17 protein-coding genes are annotated in these 17,686 nt (G+C 62.5%); 9 read left to right on the forward strand and 8 right to left on the reverse strand.

Annotation, left to right across the window (positions count from 1 at the left end):
• Both A3AY_RS38425 and A3AY_RS0130200 read right to left on the reverse strand, forming a co-directional pair.
• Positions 1-188, reverse strand: a 188-nt coding sequence (locus A3AY_RS38425; RefSeq protein WP_154663360.1) for a DUF4372 domain-containing protein, incomplete at its 3' end; no start/stop codon positions are given.
• A gap of 149 nt (positions 189-337) precedes the next feature.
• Positions 338-1,033 carry an HAD family hydrolase gene (locus tag A3AY_RS0130200; RefSeq protein WP_026203984.1) on the reverse strand — a complete coding sequence of 232 codons (696 nt, stop codon included), beginning with the start codon at positions 1,031-1,033 and terminating at the stop codon, positions 338-340.
• Positions 1,034-1,262: 229 nt separating this feature from the next.
• Between A3AY_RS0130200 and A3AY_RS0130210 the strand changes: the two genes are divergently transcribed.
• Complete coding sequence (locus A3AY_RS0130210) at positions 1,263-1,694, forward strand: DUF1284 domain-containing protein (protein ID WP_018329403.1); 432 nt, start codon at positions 1,263-1,265, stop codon at positions 1,692-1,694.
• On the opposite strand, the gene A3AY_RS0130215 is transcribed toward A3AY_RS0130210, so the two are convergent.
• The gene (locus tag A3AY_RS0130215; protein WP_018329404.1) at positions 1,695-2,381 is read right to left on the reverse strand and encodes an ArsR/SmtB family transcription factor; all 687 of its coding nucleotides are present in this window, start codon (positions 2,379-2,381) and stop codon (positions 1,695-1,697) included.
• 73 nt (positions 2,382-2,454) lie between these two features.
• Between A3AY_RS0130215 and A3AY_RS0130220 the strand changes: the two genes are divergently transcribed.
• The 3 genes from A3AY_RS0130220 to A3AY_RS0130230 all read left to right on the forward strand — a co-directional run bounded on the left by A3AY_RS0130220 (position 2,455) and on the right by A3AY_RS0130230 (position 4,518).
• The gene (locus A3AY_RS0130220; RefSeq protein ID WP_018329405.1) at positions 2,455-2,784 is read left to right on the forward strand and encodes an NIPSNAP family protein; all 330 of its coding nucleotides are present in this window, start codon (positions 2,455-2,457) and stop codon (positions 2,782-2,784) included.
• Positions 2,781-3,143: an antibiotic biosynthesis monooxygenase family protein gene (locus A3AY_RS0130225; protein WP_018329406.1), complete on the forward strand. Its 363-nt coding sequence runs from the start codon at positions 2,781-2,783 to the stop codon at positions 3,141-3,143. Before A3AY_RS0130220 ends, A3AY_RS0130225 begins: the two co-directional genes overlap by 4 nt.
• A 244-nt stretch (positions 3,144-3,387) precedes the next feature.
• Positions 3,388-4,518: a site-specific DNA-methyltransferase gene (locus tag A3AY_RS0130230; protein ID WP_018329407.1), complete on the forward strand. Its 1,131-nt coding sequence runs from the start codon at positions 3,388-3,390 to the stop codon at positions 4,516-4,518.
• 415 nt (positions 4,519-4,933) lie between these two features.
• On the opposite strand, the gene A3AY_RS0130235 is transcribed toward A3AY_RS0130230, so the two are convergent.
• From A3AY_RS0130235 to mutY, 4 genes are all read right to left on the reverse strand, one after another.
• Positions 4,934-5,971 (reverse strand): calcium-binding protein, encoded by a 1,038-nt coding sequence (locus tag A3AY_RS0130235; protein ID WP_018329408.1) that lies wholly within the window; start codon positions 5,969-5,971, stop codon positions 4,934-4,936.
• 116 nt (positions 5,972-6,087) lie between these two features.
• A complete protein-coding gene (locus tag A3AY_RS0130240) occupies positions 6,088-6,456 on the reverse strand; it encodes a nuclear transport factor 2 family protein (protein ID WP_018329409.1) in 369 nt (122 codons plus the stop codon).
• Between the two features lie 2 nt (positions 6,457-6,458).
• The gene (locus A3AY_RS0130245) at positions 6,459-7,076 is read right to left on the reverse strand and encodes an HAD family hydrolase (protein ID WP_018329410.1); all 618 of its coding nucleotides are present in this window, start codon (positions 7,074-7,076) and stop codon (positions 6,459-6,461) included.
• Positions 7,076-8,194 carry an A/G-specific adenine glycosylase gene (gene mutY / locus A3AY_RS0130250; protein ID WP_026203985.1) on the reverse strand — a complete coding sequence of 373 codons (1,119 nt, stop codon included), beginning with the start codon at positions 8,192-8,194 and terminating at the stop codon, positions 7,076-7,078. The genes A3AY_RS0130245 and mutY overlap by 1 nt, the downstream gene beginning before the upstream one ends.
• A 172-nt stretch (positions 8,195-8,366) precedes the next feature.
• On the opposite strand from mutY, the gene A3AY_RS0130255 reads away from it, so the two are divergent.
• The 4 genes from A3AY_RS0130255 to A3AY_RS0130270 all read left to right on the forward strand — a co-directional run bounded on the left by A3AY_RS0130255 (position 8,367) and on the right by A3AY_RS0130270 (position 13,990).
• Entirely contained in the window at positions 8,367-8,873 is a 507-nt protein-coding gene (locus A3AY_RS0130255; protein ID WP_018329412.1) for a DUF721 domain-containing protein, read from the forward strand.
• 126 nt (positions 8,874-8,999) lie between these two features.
• Positions 9,000-9,878, forward strand: a complete 879-nt coding sequence (locus A3AY_RS0130260) for a DsbA family protein (RefSeq protein WP_018329413.1) — start codon at positions 9,000-9,002, stop codon at positions 9,876-9,878.
• Positions 9,879-9,964: 86 nt separating this feature from the next.
• Entirely contained in the window at positions 9,965-10,339 is a 375-nt protein-coding gene (locus A3AY_RS38430) for an endonuclease domain-containing protein (RefSeq protein WP_083926067.1), read from the forward strand.
• Between the two features lie 186 nt (positions 10,340-10,525).
• Positions 10,526-13,990: a chromosome segregation SMC family protein gene (locus A3AY_RS0130270; RefSeq protein ID WP_018329415.1), complete on the forward strand. Its 3,465-nt coding sequence runs from the start codon at positions 10,526-10,528 to the stop codon at positions 13,988-13,990.
• Here the strand turns inward: A3AY_RS0130270 and A3AY_RS37230 are convergent, their stop codons facing one another.
• Positions 13,991-15,793: a caspase family protein gene (locus tag A3AY_RS37230; RefSeq protein WP_051108442.1), complete on the reverse strand. Its 1,803-nt coding sequence runs from the start codon at positions 15,791-15,793 to the stop codon at positions 13,991-13,993.
• 242 nt (positions 15,794-16,035) lie between these two features.
• Here A3AY_RS37230 and A3AY_RS0130285 point away from each other — a divergent pair, with 242 nt between their 5' ends.
• Positions 16,036-17,664 carry a diguanylate cyclase domain-containing protein gene (locus A3AY_RS0130285; RefSeq protein ID WP_018329417.1) on the forward strand — a complete coding sequence of 543 codons (1,629 nt, stop codon included), beginning with the start codon at positions 16,036-16,038 and terminating at the stop codon, positions 17,662-17,664.
• The last annotated feature ends 22 nt before the right edge of the window (positions 17,665-17,686 follow it).

Here is a 17,686-nt window from a genome sequence, read left to right on the forward strand (position 1 = left end):
AGCCCGGCTTCGATCTCGCGCAGGCTCGCCGCGCCGGCCAACTGGCCGAACAACAGGGCCTGAAACTGGCTCTTCGTGGGCAGCCGCCGCACACGGTGATCAGCCTTGTGCTCATCCACGAGCCGGTCGAAGACCTGCCACGGAATATGCTGTTGAACCTGATGAAAGACGCTATTCTGATGGGGCATGACATTGATCTCCAATTCGTGTCCAGAACGCCGCGAAACGTCTGAAAACGAGTAGAATCAATGTCATGCACCGTGTCTAGAAATTTAAACCGGACAGCAGTGGGTCAAGCCCGAGGATGACGGAGGTGGGGCAACTCGAGAATGCGCCCTTACGCCGTCAGCGATTCCGACCATTCCGACAAGGCGGCGATGACGCCGGGCAGGGCGCTCATGCGCGAGATCACGGTCTCGGCGCCCGCTTCGGTCAGCTTGTCGGCATGGGACGGATAGGTGTGCGAGGCGCCGGTGAAGCCGACGACGCGCATGCCGGCGGCGATCGCGCCGTGGATGCCGTGGACGGAATCCTCGATCACCAGCACGCGCGACGGATCGATGCCGAACTGCCTGGCGGCGTGCAGGAAGATGTCCGGCTTCGGCTTCACCTTGTCTTCGCCGAGGTCGCGGGCCGAATAGATATGCGTGCCGAAATGATCCTTGATGCCGACCTTGCCGAGCATCAGCGCGAGACGTTTCGATGTCGAGTTGGAGCAGATGCAGTGCGGCAGAGTGAGCTGCGCCAGCACCGGCTTGACGCCGTCGATGATCTTGACGTCACTTGCCAGCCGCTTGTCGAGGATGGCTTCGTTCTTGGTGATGAGCTGGGCCGAAAGCGGAATGTCGGCTTCCTTCTCGATGGCAAGAAGCGTGTTGTGCCAGGTCATGCCGGCAAAACGCTCGGCCATTTCCTCGGTGCTGATCGGATAACCGGCCTCGGTCAGCAGTTCGGCCTCGACCTCGCTGGCGATAATTTCCGAATCGACCAGAACGCCGTCGCAGTCGAAGATGATGAGATCAATGCTGGTCATGTCGGGGAATCCTTGGAGGAAAAGCCAGATCCTTGGAACGAAGGGGGCGATGTACACGAAGCGCCTCAAAAGCTCAACCACGCGCGGCGGGAAGCTGCCATGCAGGAAGGGCAAGGTCGGCCGCTGTGTGGCGCGCGAGACGGCGGAAACCGAAGTTGTTGCGTCCAACGTATATGCGCGCTAGGTAAAACACGCTTCGGCACCCGTTCCCTCCGGCATAAAGGCCGCCATGACCGTCCGCCTGCGCCCGCACCATCTGCTCTGCATGCTGACCTTCGTCGGCAAGGGATATACGGCTGCTTTCACCGAAAACTACATCCGCATCGCCGCCCGCCTGTCCGAGGGCGAGGACATTCTCGTGGTGGACGGTCCGGACGATGTCTGCGCGCCGATGCTCGGCGAGATCGACCATCACTGTCTGTGCGACAGCGTCACGGAGCGGGATATGAAGGCGAGCGGAGCGGTCGAGGCTTTGCTCAAGGTGCCCGTCGCTCCGGGAGCTTCTATCCTCCCGGACAATGATTTTCTCGCCAGGATGCGCGAGGCTTTCCACGCGGGCTCCATCCGCGAGGGATGCCAGCGTTGCGAATGGTCGCCGCTCTGTACCGGCATCGCCGCTTCGGGCTTCGAGGGCGCGCTGGTCGTCTCGCCCGCTTGCTGATCAGGCGGGCAGGGGAAAGAGTTTCGCGAACTCCTTTTCGCCGGTGCCGGTGAAGCGCACGGCCCGGCTGTCGGTCTCGCGCCTGGCCCAGCCCTTGTCGAGAAACAGCGTCAGCAGCGCCTGGCCGAGCGAGCCCGCCAGATGCGAACGGCGCTCGCTCCAGTCGAGGCAGGTGCGGCAGACCGGGCGCCGCGATCTGGTCAGCGCCGAAAGGTCGATGCCGAGCGCCGTCATTTTTTCCGCGCCGGTGTCTGTCAGCGACAGGTCGTCACCCGCACCGGTAATCACCTCTTCGGCGACAAGGCTGTCGAGCATGCGCACGCCGTAATCGCCGGCGAGATGATTGTAGCAGACGCGGGCCTTGCGCAGCGCCGGGTCCTTGGGGCCGGTGCGGTGGCGGGTGAAGCCGCGATGGGCGGCAAACCCCATCAGGCTTTCGAGCAAAAGGCCGACATCGTCGTCGGCGAGGGCGAAATAGCGGTGGCGGCCCTGCTTGCGCTGGCTGATCAGACCGCCGGCTTCCAGTTTCGACAGATGCGAACTGGCGGTCTGCAACGTGATCCCCGCCGTTCCGGCAAGCTCGGTCGCCGTCAACGCCTTGCCGCCCATCAGTGCGGTCAGCATGTTGGCGCGCGCCGGGTCGCCGATCAGTGCTCCGATCTGGGCTATGTCTGGTCCTTCTTTCATACTTCGATGCTAACCGAAGCATCGAGCGCATTCAAGCTGGCAAAAGAGGATCATCGAAACCGAGGAGACCCCGATGATCACCTGCTTCATCCGCTATGAAATCGATCCGTTCAAGCGCGAGGAGTTCGCCGCCTATGCCCGCAACTGGGGCCAGGCGATCCCGCGCAGCGGCGCCGACCTGATCGGCTATTTCGGCCCGCACGAAGGCTCGGCCACCACCGCCTACGGCGTCTACAATATCGAGAGCCTTGCCGCCTACGAAGCCTATCGCGCCAGGCTTGCCGCCGATCCACTGGGAGCTGAAAACTATCAGTTGGCGAGGAGAGAGCGGTTCATCCTCAAGGAGGACCGGATCTTCCTGAAAAACGTTTCGCTGCCGCATGCCAAGGGGATTTCGTCGTGATCGCCGTGATCTTCGAGGTCCAGCCGGCCGATGACCGGCGCAGCGCCTATCTCGATCTTGCCGCGCAGTTGCATGCGCGTCTCGAAAAGATCGACGGCTTCCTGTCGATCGAGCGGTTCGAGAGCCTGAAGATGCCGGGCAAGATCCTGTCCCTGTCCTTCTGGCGCGACGAGGAGGCGATCGTGACCTGGCGCAACGGCCCGGAGCATCGGGCAGCCCAGTATGCGGGCCGCAATGGCACCTTCGCCGACTACCGCCTGCGCATCGCGAGCGTCATCCGTGACTACGGAATGACGGAGCGAGACGAGGCGCCGGAAGACAGCAGGGTGTTCCATGCGGGTGCGAGACATACGCCGTAGAAGGCGAGGCATCCATGCCATCAAGGAGGGCAAAGCACGCACAGCTCGTCTCGGTTGTACGACGGGACTGTTGAATGGCGTCGTCGTTCCAAGGACCACCTCAAGGCCCTTGCCCGGTAAGCGCTTCTCTCCATCTCCCCGTGCCATTTCGCGAATTCCGCGTCCGCCTTCAGTATTTGGTAACCAAGTTCGGTAACCATAAGCGGTGAAATCAGTTCCGAGTAAGCGTGATAGCGAGTTGTCCATGTCATCAGTTGTTTCGTTGGCCGAAATCTCCCGCGGCGCCCGCCCTGCAAGTTGGCTCGATTCCATCATCAAGGGCGATTGCGTCGCGGCGCTCGAAGCGCTTCCCGATAATTCCGTCGATGTCGTCTTTGCCGATCCGCCGTACAATCTCCAGCTCGGCGGGGCGCTCACCCGGCCTGACCAGTCGCTGGTCGACGCGGTCGATGACGAGTGGGACCAGTTCGTTTCGTTCGAGGCCTATGACGCCTTCACCCGCGCCTGGCTGCTCGCCTGCCGCCGCGTGTTGAAGCCGACCGGCACGCTCTGGGTCATCGGTTCCTACCACAACATTTTCCGCGTCGGCGCCACGTTGCAGGACCTGAACTTCTGGATCCTCAACGACATCATCTGGCGCAAGACCAACCCGATGCCGAACTTCAAGGGCCGCCGGTTCCAGAACGCCCATGAGACGCTGATCTGGGCAAGCCCCAGCGCCAAGGGCAAGGGCTACACCTTCAATTACGATGCCCTGAAGGCGTCGAACGACGACGTGCAGATGCGTTCCGACTGGCTGTTTCCGATCTGCTCGGGCGGCGAGCGGCTGAAGGGCGACGACGGCAAGAAGGTGCACCCGACCCAGAAGCCGGAAGCGCTGCTCGCCCGCATCCTGATGGCCTCGACCAAGCCGGGTGACGTGGTGCTCGATCCGTTCTTCGGGTCCGGCACGACCGGTGCCGTCGCCAAGCGTCTCGGCCGCCACTTCGTCGGCATCGAGCGCGAGCAGAGCTATATCGATGCCGCCGCCGAGCGCATCGCCGCTGTCGAGCCGCTCGGCAAGGCCACACTCTCGGTCATGACCGGCAAGAAGGCCGAGCCGCGCGTCGCCTTCAACACGCTAATCGAGAGCGGCATGATCAAGCCGGGCACGGTGCTGACCGATGCGAAGCGCCGTTATAGCGCCATCGTCCGTGCCGACGGCACCGTGGCCAGCGGCGGCGAGGCGGGCTCGATCCATCGCCTCGGCGCCAAGGTGCAAGGCCTCGACGCCTGCAACGGCTGGACCTTCTGGCACTATGAAGACGGCACGTCGCTCAAGCCCATCGACGACCTGCGCGCCGTCATCCGCAGCGATATGGCCAAGCTCAACTGAACAGATTGCAGGGCCACCCGAAAGCATTCCTGACGCCGCGCTATCCGCAAGGAGGCGCGGCGTTTGCATCTACATCGACGTCCGGCAGGACAATCCGTAGCCGAAAACTCTCGCTGATTGCATGGCCTTTAGAACAATTTAACCATCCCGCGGATACTTTGAGGGCAGCCAAGACGACCGCGTGATCAACCACGCGAGACGCGCGGGGAAACCCGCAAATTGGCCGGCAGGACGGTGCTCAGGCTGCCCTGTTCCAGAGATAGTTTTCGTCCGGTTTCGTACCTTCAGTCCCGGAGGAAGACTTACACGCCCAGGATCCGCAAGGCTCCTGGGCGTTTCTGTTTGCGAGGTTCTCGCCCAAACAAAAAGGGCTCCGCGATGGAGCCCTTCGATACGTGGAAAGATAGTCGCCGGCTTAGACGAAAAAGTCGTCCGCAAACATCTTGGTGATGTTGCTCACCTTGATCTGGAAGTCGGCAACGCGGTCGCCGTCGGTATCGCCGGAGATGGCGCCGCTAATGAACCGCAACTCGCCGGCATCGCCGTGGAACCTCAGGCCGCCGATAAAGGTGAAACTCTGGTTGCCGCCGATCAATTCGTTGGCGTCGATGGTCGAAAGATCGACGATGTCCAGTTCGGAGCGGTGGAAGTCGGTGATGATATCGCGCCTGGTGCCGACGACCGATTCGGCGATCGAATTGAAGTCGAACGTATCCTCGCCGGTGCCGCCGGTCAGGAAGTCGAAGCCCGTGCCGCCGACGAGGAGATCGTCGCCAGAATCGCCCTCGAGGTCGTCGTCACCGGAGCCGCCATAGAGATCGTCGTTTCCGCCGAGACCTTCGAGGAGATCGTCGTCGCCAAGGCCCTTGAGCACGTTGCGGCCGGAACTGCCGGCGATATCGTCGTCGCCATAATTCGTGCCGATCGCGTTCTCGATGCTGATCAGGTCCTCGACATGGCCACTGCCGGTCGTCGCCTCCTGTCCGCCGAGGTCGATCGTCACGCCCTTGCCGCGCTGGGAGCTATATTCGTCCTGCAACTGGTAGCTGATCGTATCGGTGCCGCTGCCGCCGTTGAAATAGTTGTCGAAGCCGACCGACTTGAAGGTGTCGTTGCCGGAATCTCCGTAATAGTCGCTCTCTTCGGTATCGACGACGAACTTGTCGTTGCCAGCGCCGCCTTCGACAATGTCGTGGTCGCTCGCATCGCCTGCACGGATGTCGGCGACATAGAGGTCGTTGCCGTCGCCGAGAAAGATGTCGTTGCCGCCTTCGAAGTAGTTCAGCACGTAGTCGTGGCCGGTTCCTGCGTCCACATAGTTGAAGCCGCCCAGGTCGTCGGTGCGATTGAGGTAGATATCGTCGTCGCCGCCACGACCGTAGATGGTAACATCGACCTTGCTGTTCTGCTGGATGATATCATCGCCGCTTGTGCCGTATATCGTCGTTGCCATGATGCTATGCCTTCCTGTTAACACTCTGAATTCTGAAGCAGATCATGCGACTGATAAGGTGAATGATAGCTGAACCAATTACGGCGATTTGGTGATATGAAAAAGGGCTTTTGGTGTCAGCGGTCGGTCACGTCGACGCTGACGATCCTGCCGTCATGGTCGAAGGTCACGATCTCTTCGCCCTCTCGCCGAAGTTGTTTTCCAGTCAGCCTGCTCGTGGCGGTCAGGTGCCAGATCGACCGGGCCGAAACGGCTGACAGCGGTTCGATCAGGCTGTCTTGCGCGATCTGGTCGGGATATTCGCCGAAATAGCGCCGGAACGCCGCCATGATCTCGGCGCGGCCCCTGAGGCCGCCGATCTTGCCGGAGGAATAGGTCGCTTCCTCCGTGAAGAAAGCCTCGATCGCGGCGAAATCGAGCATGCTGATGGCGGCGTGAAACCGCCTCATCAGCGCGACGGGATCAAGGGCAGGCCTGGCATCCATTTTCACACATTGACCCCGTAGGCCAGAAGGTCGGCCTTCAACGTCTGCGGGTCGGTGAACAGCACGGCATGCCACCCCGCCGCCCGCGCGCCTTCGACATTGACCATGTTGTCGTCGATGAACAGCGTTGCGGAAGGATCAAGGCCGAAGGCCTCGGCATGCGTCTGGTAGATCGCCACGTCCGGCTTGATCAGCCCCGCCTCCGCCGAAACCGTGACTCCGCGCGGCAGGGTCAAAAACGGATAGAGCTTCTGCGCCTCCTTGAAGGTGTCGGAGGCGAAATTGGTCAGGAGCGTCACGTCGTAGCCCTTGGCGATCAGGCATTCCATGATCGAGACGCATTCGACATAGGCATGCGGCACCATCTCGTGCCAGTGCTTGCGGAAGGCGCGGATGCTTTCCTCATGCGTAGGATGCTCGGCGATCAGCTGGTCTTCCGCCTCGCGCCAGTCGCGGCCGCGGTCCTGCTCGATGTTCCAGTCATGGGTGCAGACATTGGCGAAGAACCATTTGCGCTCCGCCTCGTCCGGAATGATCCGGCTGAACGGAATATCGGGATCGTAATGGATCAGCACCTTGCCGATATCGAAAACGATGTGGCGGATCTCGACGCTGCTCATCAGGTGTTCCTCGGTTCCCGGGTTCGATCGCGCTTGCCGCGAAAGGCATGCGGTATAGCCTGGGCGATTGCTTTTTTCATGACGGTCGGCAGCGCCTGCTCCTCCAGCGAGGCAAGCGGCTCCCACCAGCCGTTTCCGCTTTTGTTCCGGTTGGCGACATTCGCGCGATAGACCGACAAGCGCAATTCAAAATGCGTAAAAACATGCGTGATCGTGCCGCAGGGTTCCCAGCCGGCAGCAAAAGGCTGCGCCTCGACCGAGGTTTCGCCGTCAATTCGCGCTGTCCAGGCTGTGCCCGGCACCTCGGTCATGCCGCCCAGCAGGCCGGTTTCGACGCGTTTGCGCAGATAGACCGCGCCTTCCGGACAACTGGCGACGAAGGCAGCACCGACACGCAGCGGCTTGTCCTTCCTGGCCGCCTTGCGCGGAAAGGTCTCCGGATCGGCGGTCTTCAGCGCCGTACAGATATCGTTGAAGGGGCAGAGCGCGCAGGCCGGCCGTTTCGGCGTGCAGATCGTCGCGCCGAGGTCCATCATGCCTTGCGCGAAATCGCCCGGCCTGTCCGCCGGTGTCATCTTGGCCACCAGCGCCCGCATTTGCGGCTTGGCAGTCGGCAGCGGCGTGTCGATCGCATGCAGCCGCGAAACCACCCGCTCGACATTGCCGTCGAGCACGGCGCTCTGGCGGTTGAAGGCGATGGCCGCAACGGCCGCCGCCGTATAGTCGCCGATCCCCGGCAGCGCCTTAAGGCCCTCCTCGGTATCCGGAAAAACGCCTTGGTGATTGCCGGCGACCGCCTCGGCGCATTTCTTCAGGTTGCGCGCCCGGGCGTAATAGCCAAGCCCCGCCCAGGCTTTCATCACCTCTTCCGTGTCCGCCGCCGCAAGGTCCGTAACCTTGGGCCAGAGGGACAGGAACCTGTGGAAATAGGGTTTGACCGCCTGCACGGTGGTCTGCTGCAGCATCACTTCCGACAGCCAGACGTGATAGGGATCGGCGACCACGCCATCCCTTGCCATCGGCGGCGAGACCCGCCAGGGCAGGTCGCGGTGGTGCCGGTCGTACCAGGCAAGAAGCCGGTTGGCCGCATCGGCCGCTTTGAATGTCTGCTGCATCATTTGCCGGAAGATTGGCTAAACAGCTATTCGTAATACCTGTTTAGATTCCCTTGTTTTTCGCAGGTTCTGATCGCAAAACCGTGGGACACTTTTGCGGAACCTGCTTCGCGCCTATACTTGGAGAAGTGTTCGCCATCCTTCAAGGCGAAATCGAGAATCGAAAGCCGTTCTGTTGAAACAACCTTATACCCGCAAGGGCGTCGTCCAGATCAGCGAGATCGCCAACGGCCTGATCGACCCGGTACTCGCCAAGCGCGCCGGCATCAATACGCTGCTGCTCGGCTCCTGGGACGAGATCGCCGGCGAGGAGTTTGCCGATTGCACCCGGCCGGAAAAGATCGCCTGGCCGCGGCGCGCCTCGGAAATGGCGGGCGAGGGCGGTTATCAGCCCGGTGTGCTGACGGTTGCCTGCGAAGGCGCGCGCGCCCTGTTCCTCACCCACGCGCAGGGCGAACTGATCCAGCGGATCAACGGCTTCTTCGGTTTCCCGGCGATCAACCAGATGCGGATCGTGCAGAAGCCGGTCGCGCCGCCGCCGAAGCGCAATCGCAAACCCAAGCCCCTGACCGGTGAGCGGGCACGGCATCTGGAGGAGATGGTCGATGGCATCGAGAGCGATGCGCTGAAGGCGGCCTTGACGCGGCTTGGCACTGCCGTGCTGTCGTCTCGCAAAAAATGACGCGGGGATCATCAGTCGGTCACAATTGTTTGAACTTTGGTGAGCGGCAGGGCCTTGTCGCCTCAGGCAAGGCAAGTTATCGAATTTTCGACCGTTTTCGTTCATCCCCTCATACAGGTGAAACCAATGTCCTTTTCTGAAATGAGCCCTTCCAAGCGTCTCCTGAGCGCCGTTGCCGTGGCCGCCATTGCCGTGACGCTCGCCGCCTGCAGCGACGAGAAGAAGGACGCGGCTTCAAGCGCTCCGGCAAAGGAAACGACCGAAACGGCGGCAAAGACCGAGGTCAAGCCGGCAGACGGCTCGATGATGGCCGCGACGAAGACCGAAGTTAAGCCCGCCGACGGCACGATGACATCCTCGACCATGTCGTCCATGAAGCCCGCGACCGCTGACGCCAACCAGACGCAGACGGCGCAGGCCGCAGCACCGGCCAAGGCCGAGCTGCCCGAGGTCCAGGGCGAAGTCGATGTCGCCAAGCTGATGGAGCCGGGCCCGCTGCCGGAAATGTCGATCGGCAAGGCGGATGCGCCGGTCACCATCGTCGAATATATGTCGATGACCTGCCCGCACTGCGCAGCCTTCCACAACGAAACCTTCGACGCGATCAAGACCAAGTATGTCGATAGCGGCAAGGTTCGTTTCATCGTGCGCGAATTCCCGTTCGATCCGCGCGCAGCGGCGGCCTTCATGCTGGCGCGCTGCGCACCGGAAGGCCAGTATTTCCCGATGGTCTCGATGCTGTTCAAGCAGCAGGAAACCTGGGCTGCGGCCCCGAATGGCCGCGATGCACTGCTGCAGATGTCGAAACTCGCCGGTTTTACACAGGAGAGCTTCGAGGCCTGCTTGACGAACCAGAAACTTCTCGATGATGTGAACGCGACAATGCAGAAGGGCGCCAAGGACTTCAACGTTCAGTCGACCCCGACCTTCTTCATCAACGGCAAGCAATATTCCGGAGACATGTCGGTTGACACCATGTCGGCCCTTATCGACACGAACCTCTGAACCTTCGCGTTTCCACGAAACGACCGACGGGCGCCTCAGTGCGCCCGTTTTTTATTGGCATTCATCCTCGATCGCGGGGTTTGACGATGCCTCACGCTGATATTCCAGCAATTGCGCGTCAGAATGCCAGGCGTATGCGCAAGGCGATGACGGACGCGGAATTGAAGCTCTGGAACGAACTTCGCGCGCACCGCCTCATGGGCCTTGGCTTCCGCCGTCAATTGCCGGTAGCAGGCTATATCGTTGATTTCGCGTGCCCGGAGCACAGGGTGATTGTGGAGGTTGATGGGGCGCAGCATGCGCGTCACAATGCGCTGGATTATGACAACCAGCGAACGGCCCGTCTTGAACAGGACGGCTGGACTCTTCTCCGCTTCTGGAACGACGATGTCCTTAGGGATATTGACAATGTCTGCCAGCATATTGTTCGCGTGATCGGGGAGGCGGCGTTTCATGACTGATGTGCCGTGCCATACCCCCCTCTGTCACTCCGTGACATCTCCCCCACAGGGGGGGAGATCAGCCGCAGGCATTGTGCTCGACTTACCGGAGCGGCTGCGAGGGAAAAGAATGATCTCCCCCCTTGTGGGGGAGATGTCACGGAGTGACAGAGGGGGGTATTCCGCCTCGAACTCGGGACATGCTTCATGAAGTTCACAAAACTTCGTCTTCTCGGTTTCAAGTCCTTCGTCGAGCCCTCCGAATTCGTCATCGAGCGGGGGCTGACCGGCGTCGTCGGGCCGAATGGCTGCGGCAAGTCCAATCTCGTCGAAGCGCTGCGCTGGGTGATGGGGGAAAACTCCTACAAGAACATGCGCGCGTCGGGCATGGACGACGTGATCTTTTCCGGTTCCGGCAAGCGCCCGGCCCGCAACACCGCCGAAGTCGGCCTCTATCTCGACAATTCCGACCGCACGGCGCCCGCCGCCTTCAACGACAGCGACGAGATCCAGGTGACGCGGCGGATCGAGCGCGAGAACGGCTCGATCTATCGTATCAATGGCAAGGAAGCGCGCGCCAAGGATGTGCAGCTCCTGTTCGCCGACGCCTCGACCGGCGCCCGCTCGCCGTCGATGGTCGGGCAAGGGCGGATCGGCGAACTGATCGCCGCCAAACCGCAAGCCCGCCGGCAACTGCTCGAAGAAGCAGCCGGCATTTCGGGCCTGCATTCGCGCCGGCACGAGGCCGAGCTGCGCCTGAGGGGCGCCGAAACCAATCTGGAGCGTCTGGAGGACGTCACCTCCCAGCTCGAAAGCCAGATCGAAAGCCTGAAGCGCCAGTCCCGCCAGGCCAATCGTTTCAAGATGCTGTCGGCCGACATCCGCCGTCACGAGGCGATGCTCTTGCATATCCGCTGGGTGCAGGCAAAAGAGGCCGAAGCCGAGGCCGACAGCCATCTCAACCAGGCGACGTCGCTGGTTGCCGAAAAGGCACAGGCGCAGATGGAGGCGGCCAAGGCACAAGGCATCGCCAGCCTGAAGCTGCCGGAACTGCGCGAAGGCGAGGCGCGTGCGGCGGCCGCCCTGCAGCGGCTGCAGATCGCCAAGTCGCAGCTCGAGGAAGACGCCGGCCGCATCCTGCGCCGCCGCGACGAGCTGCAGCGCCGCCTGTCGCAGCTTGCCGAAGACATCATCCGCGAGGAGCGTCTCGTGGCCGACAATGCCGGTATTCTCGCCCGGCTGGACGAAGAGGAAAGCGAGCTTGCCGACCTCCTGGCAGAAGCCGGCGAGCGGGCGGAAGAGGCGCGCGAGCGGCTCGCCGAGGCGACCGAAGCACTGGGCGAAAGCGAACGTCAACTGGGGCTTCTGACCGCCGAAAAGGCCGAGGCGCAGGCGGCGCGCAACCAGCTCGAAAAGACCATCCGCGATCTCTCCGAGCGGCAGGCCCGCCTTGCCCGGCAATTGTCCGACCAGAACCGCGATCTCGACGACCTCGACCGGCAGATTTCGACACTTCCCGATCCGCAGGAAAAGCGCGAGGAGGTCGAGGCGGCCGAGGCGGCGCTGGAGCAGGCGGAAAACGCCATTGCCGAGATAGAGGACGCATTGAACGCCGCCCGTCTGGCCGAAGTCGAGGCCCGCCCACCGGTCGAGGCGGCCCGCGCCCGGCTGAACGGCATCGAGACGGAAGCGCGCACGATCCGCCGCATGCTGGAAGCCACGGCGATACAGGGTTCCGCCCCTCCGGTCGTCGATGACATGCAGGTCGATCGCGGTTTCGAGACCGCCCTCGGCGCCGCGCTTGGCGACGATCTGGAATCGCCGCTCGACCCGAATGCGCCGGCTCACTGGCGCATGGCGGGGGAGGGGCCGGACGATCCGGCATTGCCGGAAGGCGCGGTGTCGTTGACCAAGCACGTACGCGCACCGCAGGCGCTCCAGCGCGGCCTGCGCCAGATCGGCATCGTCGACAGCGATGCGATGGCCGAGGCGCTGCTGCCGGCGCTCAAGGCCGGCCAGCGTCTGGTGACGCGACAGGGTGCCGTGTGGCGATGGGACGGCCATGTGACCGGTGCCGATGCGCCGAGCGCGGCTGCCTTGCGGCTTGAGCAGAGGAACCGGCTGGCCGAACTCGAAGGCGAACTTGTCGATGCCCGCCATCAGCTGGAATTGCGCGAGACGGACCTTGCCGCCGCCGCCGCACGCATCCGCGCCGAAGACGAACGGCTGCGGTTGTCCCGGGATGAGCAGCGCATGGTCGTGCGCAAGCTTGCCGAGGCGCGCGATGCGCTGGCGGCCGCCGAGCGGGCATCCGGCGATCTCATCCGCCGCCGCGCGGTTCTCTCGGAAACGACTAGCCAGCTTGCCCTGCAGGTCGAGGAAATCGGCGAGCAGATGGAAGGCGCCCGCGAGGCGCTGGAGGATGCGCCGGATCTCGCTGAGCTCGAGCGCCGGCTGAACGGCCAGATGACGACCGTTGCGACCGATCGGGCGCGGGTTGCCGAAGCGCGCGCGATCAACGATGGCCTTGCCCGCGAAAACGAGGCGCGGGAACGCCGCATCCGGGCAATCGCCGCCGAGCGGCAGACCTGGAATGCCCGGGCAGCAAGTGCTGAGGAACATATCGCAACGCTGCGCGAGCGCGAAAGCGAAGCGCGCGAGGAGGCGGAGGAACTCCTCGAAGCGCCGGATGAATTCGACGAGAAGCGCCGGGCATTGATGAACGAGTTGTCGAAGGCGGAAGAGGCGCGCCGGCAGGCGGCGGACCTTCTCGCCGGCGCCGAAACCCGCCAGCGCGATGCCGACCGGGTGGCGGCGACGGCGCTGTCGGAGCTTGCCGAAACGCGTGAAAAACGCGGCCGTGCCGAAGAGCGCCTCGTTTCGGCCCGCGAAAAGCGCGTCGAGGTCGAAGCCCGCATTCGCGAAGCGCTGGCTTGCGCGCCGCATGAGGTGATGCGCCTGACCGGCCTTCCGGTCGACGGCGATCTGCCGGACATGCGCCAGATCGAGCGTGACCTGGAACGGTTGAAGATCGAGCGCGAGCGCCTGGGCGCGGTCAACCTGCGCGCCGAGGAAGAGCAGAAGGAACTCTCCGACAAGCTCGATGCCATGCTGCGGGAGCGCGAGGACGTGATCGACGCCATCCGCAAGCTGCGCTCGGCAATCCAGAATCTCAATCGCGAGGGCCGCGAACGCCTTCTCGCCGCTTTCGATGTGGTCAATGCCCAGTTCCAGAGGCTGTTTACCCACCTGTTCGGTGGCGGCACGGCCGAACTGCAACTGATCGAGAGCGACGATCCGCTCGATGCCGGCCTCGAAATCCTTGCCCGGCCGCCCGGCAAGAAGCCGCAGACCATGACGCTGTTGTCCGGCGGCGAACAGGCGCTGACGGCGATGGCGCTGATCTTTGCCGTGTTCCTCACCAACCCGGCACCGATCTGCGTGCTTGACGAGGTCGACGCGCCGCTCGACGACCACAATGTCGAGCGCTACTGCAACCTGATGGACGAAATGGCCGCCTCGACCGAGACCCGCTTCGTCATCATCACCCACAACCCGATCACCATGGCCCGCATGAACCGCCTGTTCGGGGTCACCATGGCCGAGCAGGGCGTCTCCCAGCTCGTCTCCGTCGATCTGCAGACGGCCGAGCAACTGCGCGAGGCGGTGTGATTATTCGAATTCGATGACGAAGCTATTGGTGCTGTTGGTCTCGCCCATGTCGTCCCAGGTATCGACGTAGACAGCTCCAAGATCGGCTTTTCCGCGCCGATGTGCGTAGAACATCGCATAGTCGTCGCCGGGCTTGTTTTCGTTCGGCATGTCTTTGTACCACCTGGTGTAGCTCATGGGCTCGCGGCTTTCCCATTGCCAACCGCCGCGCGGCTCCCGGCCTGCGGGATCCTGGATCAAGCCGATCCAGGGACCCATCTTGTAAGAAGTGTTTGTGGACGCGTCGTAGCCGGAATCGAACAGGCGTGAATCCTTGTTGAAAAGAGATGCAATGAAATTGTTCTCCGCCTCGGATGTCACAGTTGCCAGATATCCGCCGCAGCGCTTGGCCGCCAGTGCCGCCGACTTCCGGGTCGTGTGTTGCGCGTACATCACGAGGTAGATATGCCCTTCGAAGGAGCCGTAGACCTTTTCCTGCCAGGGGTCGCAGTCGATGGCCTTCCAGACGCGCGCATCGGTTTCCAGCCCGGCAAAATCCTTCGGCATGTATTGCCGCGCCACGGCTGCTGAATAGAGGCCGTCCTCGACCTTGAGCAGGTTGAGCCCCAGCGCCCTTGCGGTCCTTTCATTGAAATAGCCGGTATCGGAGATGCCGGCGGATTTTTGATACTCGGCGATTGCCCTGCGTGTTTGCGCGCCGAATACGCCATCTGCGTTTCCAGCGCCAAAGCCCTTCGCTGCAAGTGCCAGCTGGATCTCGCTTCGCTGGACCCTGTTCAGCGACAGTTCGTTCTCGCCTTGCTCCGGGGTCGGGAACAGGGAGGTGCTGGCCTTGGGCTGCATCTGCGACAGCATCTGCCGGGCGATGGTCGCCTGGTCCCCGCTGCGATGCTTTGCGAGAAAGAACGTCCAGATGCGCGGCGTATTGATCCGCAATGCCTTGCGGAAGTCCGCCTCGATTTCGATCGTCTTGGGATCGATCGTCGGCGTGGCGACCGGCGCTTGCTCCACCTCCGGCAACGCGGTGTTGAAATAGAACTCCAGGGAGAGCGATGACAAAATCTGCGGCGACTGCTTGCCGTCCGTTGCCTTTCGAACGTCGCGGATCACCCTCTTGAACGCCGTGCCGATTTCGAGGCCGGGGCCAGCGAGATGGCCGATCAATGCCGTTGTGAAGGGAGAGTTCTTGCCGCGCCCGTCCAACGCGACCTGTCCGGGTGCGGCCGCAAACGCGACCATGGTGCCGGCGCTCTCGGTTTCGACGGGCGCCAGCCCTCGTGTCGCGATGCTTCTGGTGGCGCCTTCGATCTCCTGATTGAGGCGGTCGGCGAGAGGATTGTTGCGGCAAGCGTCAAGGAAGAAGAGGGCGACCTTCGCCTTCTTTTCGATGGCCCCGATGACATCCGTGAGCGCCAGCGTCTCGGCTGCGACATCGAATTCGTTCGCAAGCCGTGCGTCAGTGCCGACGAGATAGTTTTCGCCGCGCAACTGCATGCCGTGACCGGCGAAATAGAAAAGGGCGGTGTCTTCGGCGCCGATCTTGCGCGCAAAGCGCGACACGGCGTCGGCCATCTCCCTGCGGTCCGCGTCGGTGACGATGTCCGTGTCAAATCCCTGGCCGGAGAGGAATGCACCGAACTGCCTTGCGTCGCTTACGGCATTTGGCAGATTGCCGGCCGCCTCATAGGCCGAACTGCCGATAACAAGAGCAAGCCGCCGGCCGTCTGCCGAATGAGAGGCCGAAACACCCGCGAACAACACAATCGCCAGTGCCACCAACAGCCTTTTTGCGATCTCCTGCATTTTGAAACGCTCTCCCATCCATCAGGAAACGCCTGGCGGCCGCGAAAAATTCATCGTTTCTTGCATAGTGACAAAAGCATTGTTCGAAGCAGCGATCGATCGCCTGTCAATCAAGGCGAGATGCGTGCGGCTGTTTATCTTAAACATTTCTTCAGTTGATAAGAAGATTTTTCATAACTGGGACTTAGGGTACCGGATACGCCTTTCGGATAGGCGGCTATCGACTGTCGAGGATTTGAAGCTTGACGGATTTCACCAGCGCTAATGCCTTGTTGTTGCTGGAGGCAGTGCCCTTCGCCGCGCTGTGCGTGAATGCCGCCGGTGTCATCGTGTTTGCCAACCAGGCCGCGTGTGAAATGGCTGGAGGCGGTCCGGCGCTCGTCAGGACGCCGGTCTCCCGGCTGGTGCCGGAATGGCACTTGCTGTCGACGGCGTCCGCCAGGTCGTATCGCCGCGAAACGATTCTTTTGCGCTGCGACGGGGCGATACCCGTCGAACTTTCTTTCGTGCGGTTTGGCGCGGCTGAAGACGCGATGATGGGCGTTGTCATCCGTGACCTGATCGATGAAAAGGCGCTGGAATCGATGCGCCTCGAGCTCGAGCGGCAAAACGAGGAGGCCTTGATCGAAGCGGAGGCCGCCCGCCGGCGCCTCGGTTTCATCATCGATATGCTGCCGCAGGCGGCCTGCGTCTTCGATACCGAGGATCGGTTTGTCCTGTGGAACGAGAAATATGCGGCGCTCTATCCGGAGATTGCCGCCCATCTGCGTCCCGGCATTTCCTTCCGCGATATCCTGGAGATCAGCCTCAAGAGTGGCGAGATGCCGGAACTCGTGGCCGATCCCGGGACCTGGATCGAGGAACGCCTGGCAAAACACGCGCTTGCCGTTTCCCAGCACGAGCAGATGCTGCGCGACGGGCGCTGGCTGCGCCACGACGATCGCCGCACGCCGGATGGCGGCGCCATCGGCATGCGCATCGATATCACCGACCTGAAGCGCCGCGAGGAATCGTTCCGGCTGCTGTTCGACGCCAACCCGATGCCGATGATGGTCTGTGAGGCCGCAACCCTCCATATCGTCGCGGTCAACGCCGCCGCGATCGCGCTCTACGGCTTCACCGGCGAAGAAATACTGCAGAAACGTATCACGGATTTCCATGCTCCCGACGAAAGCGAGCGGCTTGACGCCATAATGCGCGGCGTTGAGGCCGATTGCGAGGCGCGCACCGTCTGGCACCAGCAGACGGCGAGCGGCACGGAGCATCACGTCCTCATCTATGTCCGCGTCCTGCATGAGGGCGCATCCCGACGGCTGCTTCTGACGATCGCCGACGTCAGCGACCGCATCCGGGCGGAGGCGCACGCCACGCATCTTGCCCATCATGACGCGCTGACCGGCCTGCCGAACCGGATGCAGTTCCGCAATAGGCTGGAGGCGGCGCTGGAAACGGCGGCGCGTGGCGGCGAGGAACTGGCGGTTCACTACCTCGACCTCGACGGCTTCAAGCCGGTCAACGACACGTTCGGCCATGCCGCCGGCGATCTCCTGTTGAAGCAGGTGGCCGAGCGCTTGAAATCGGTGCTCGACGCGGGCGATCTCGTGGCAAGGCTCGGTGGCGATGAATTCGCCATCCTCCAGCAGGCTTCGGCAGCAAAGGCAACGGAGGTTGCCAATCGCTGCATCCGGGCGCTTGAAAAGCCCTTCGGCATAGAAAATCGCCAGATCGGCATCAGCGTCAGCATCGGCATCGCCGTTGCGCCCGAAAACGGCTTGGATCCCGACGAATTGATGAGCGCCGCCGATACGGCGCTCTATCAGGCAAAGGCATCCGGAAAAAGCACGTGGCGCCGCAGCCGAGCCGCGGCCTGATCCGTTATTTTCTTCGCCCATC

The organism is Rhizobium giardinii bv. giardinii H152, from assembly GCF_000379605.1.
GTDB lineage: Bacteria > Pseudomonadota > Alphaproteobacteria > Rhizobiales > Rhizobiaceae > Pararhizobium > Pararhizobium giardinii.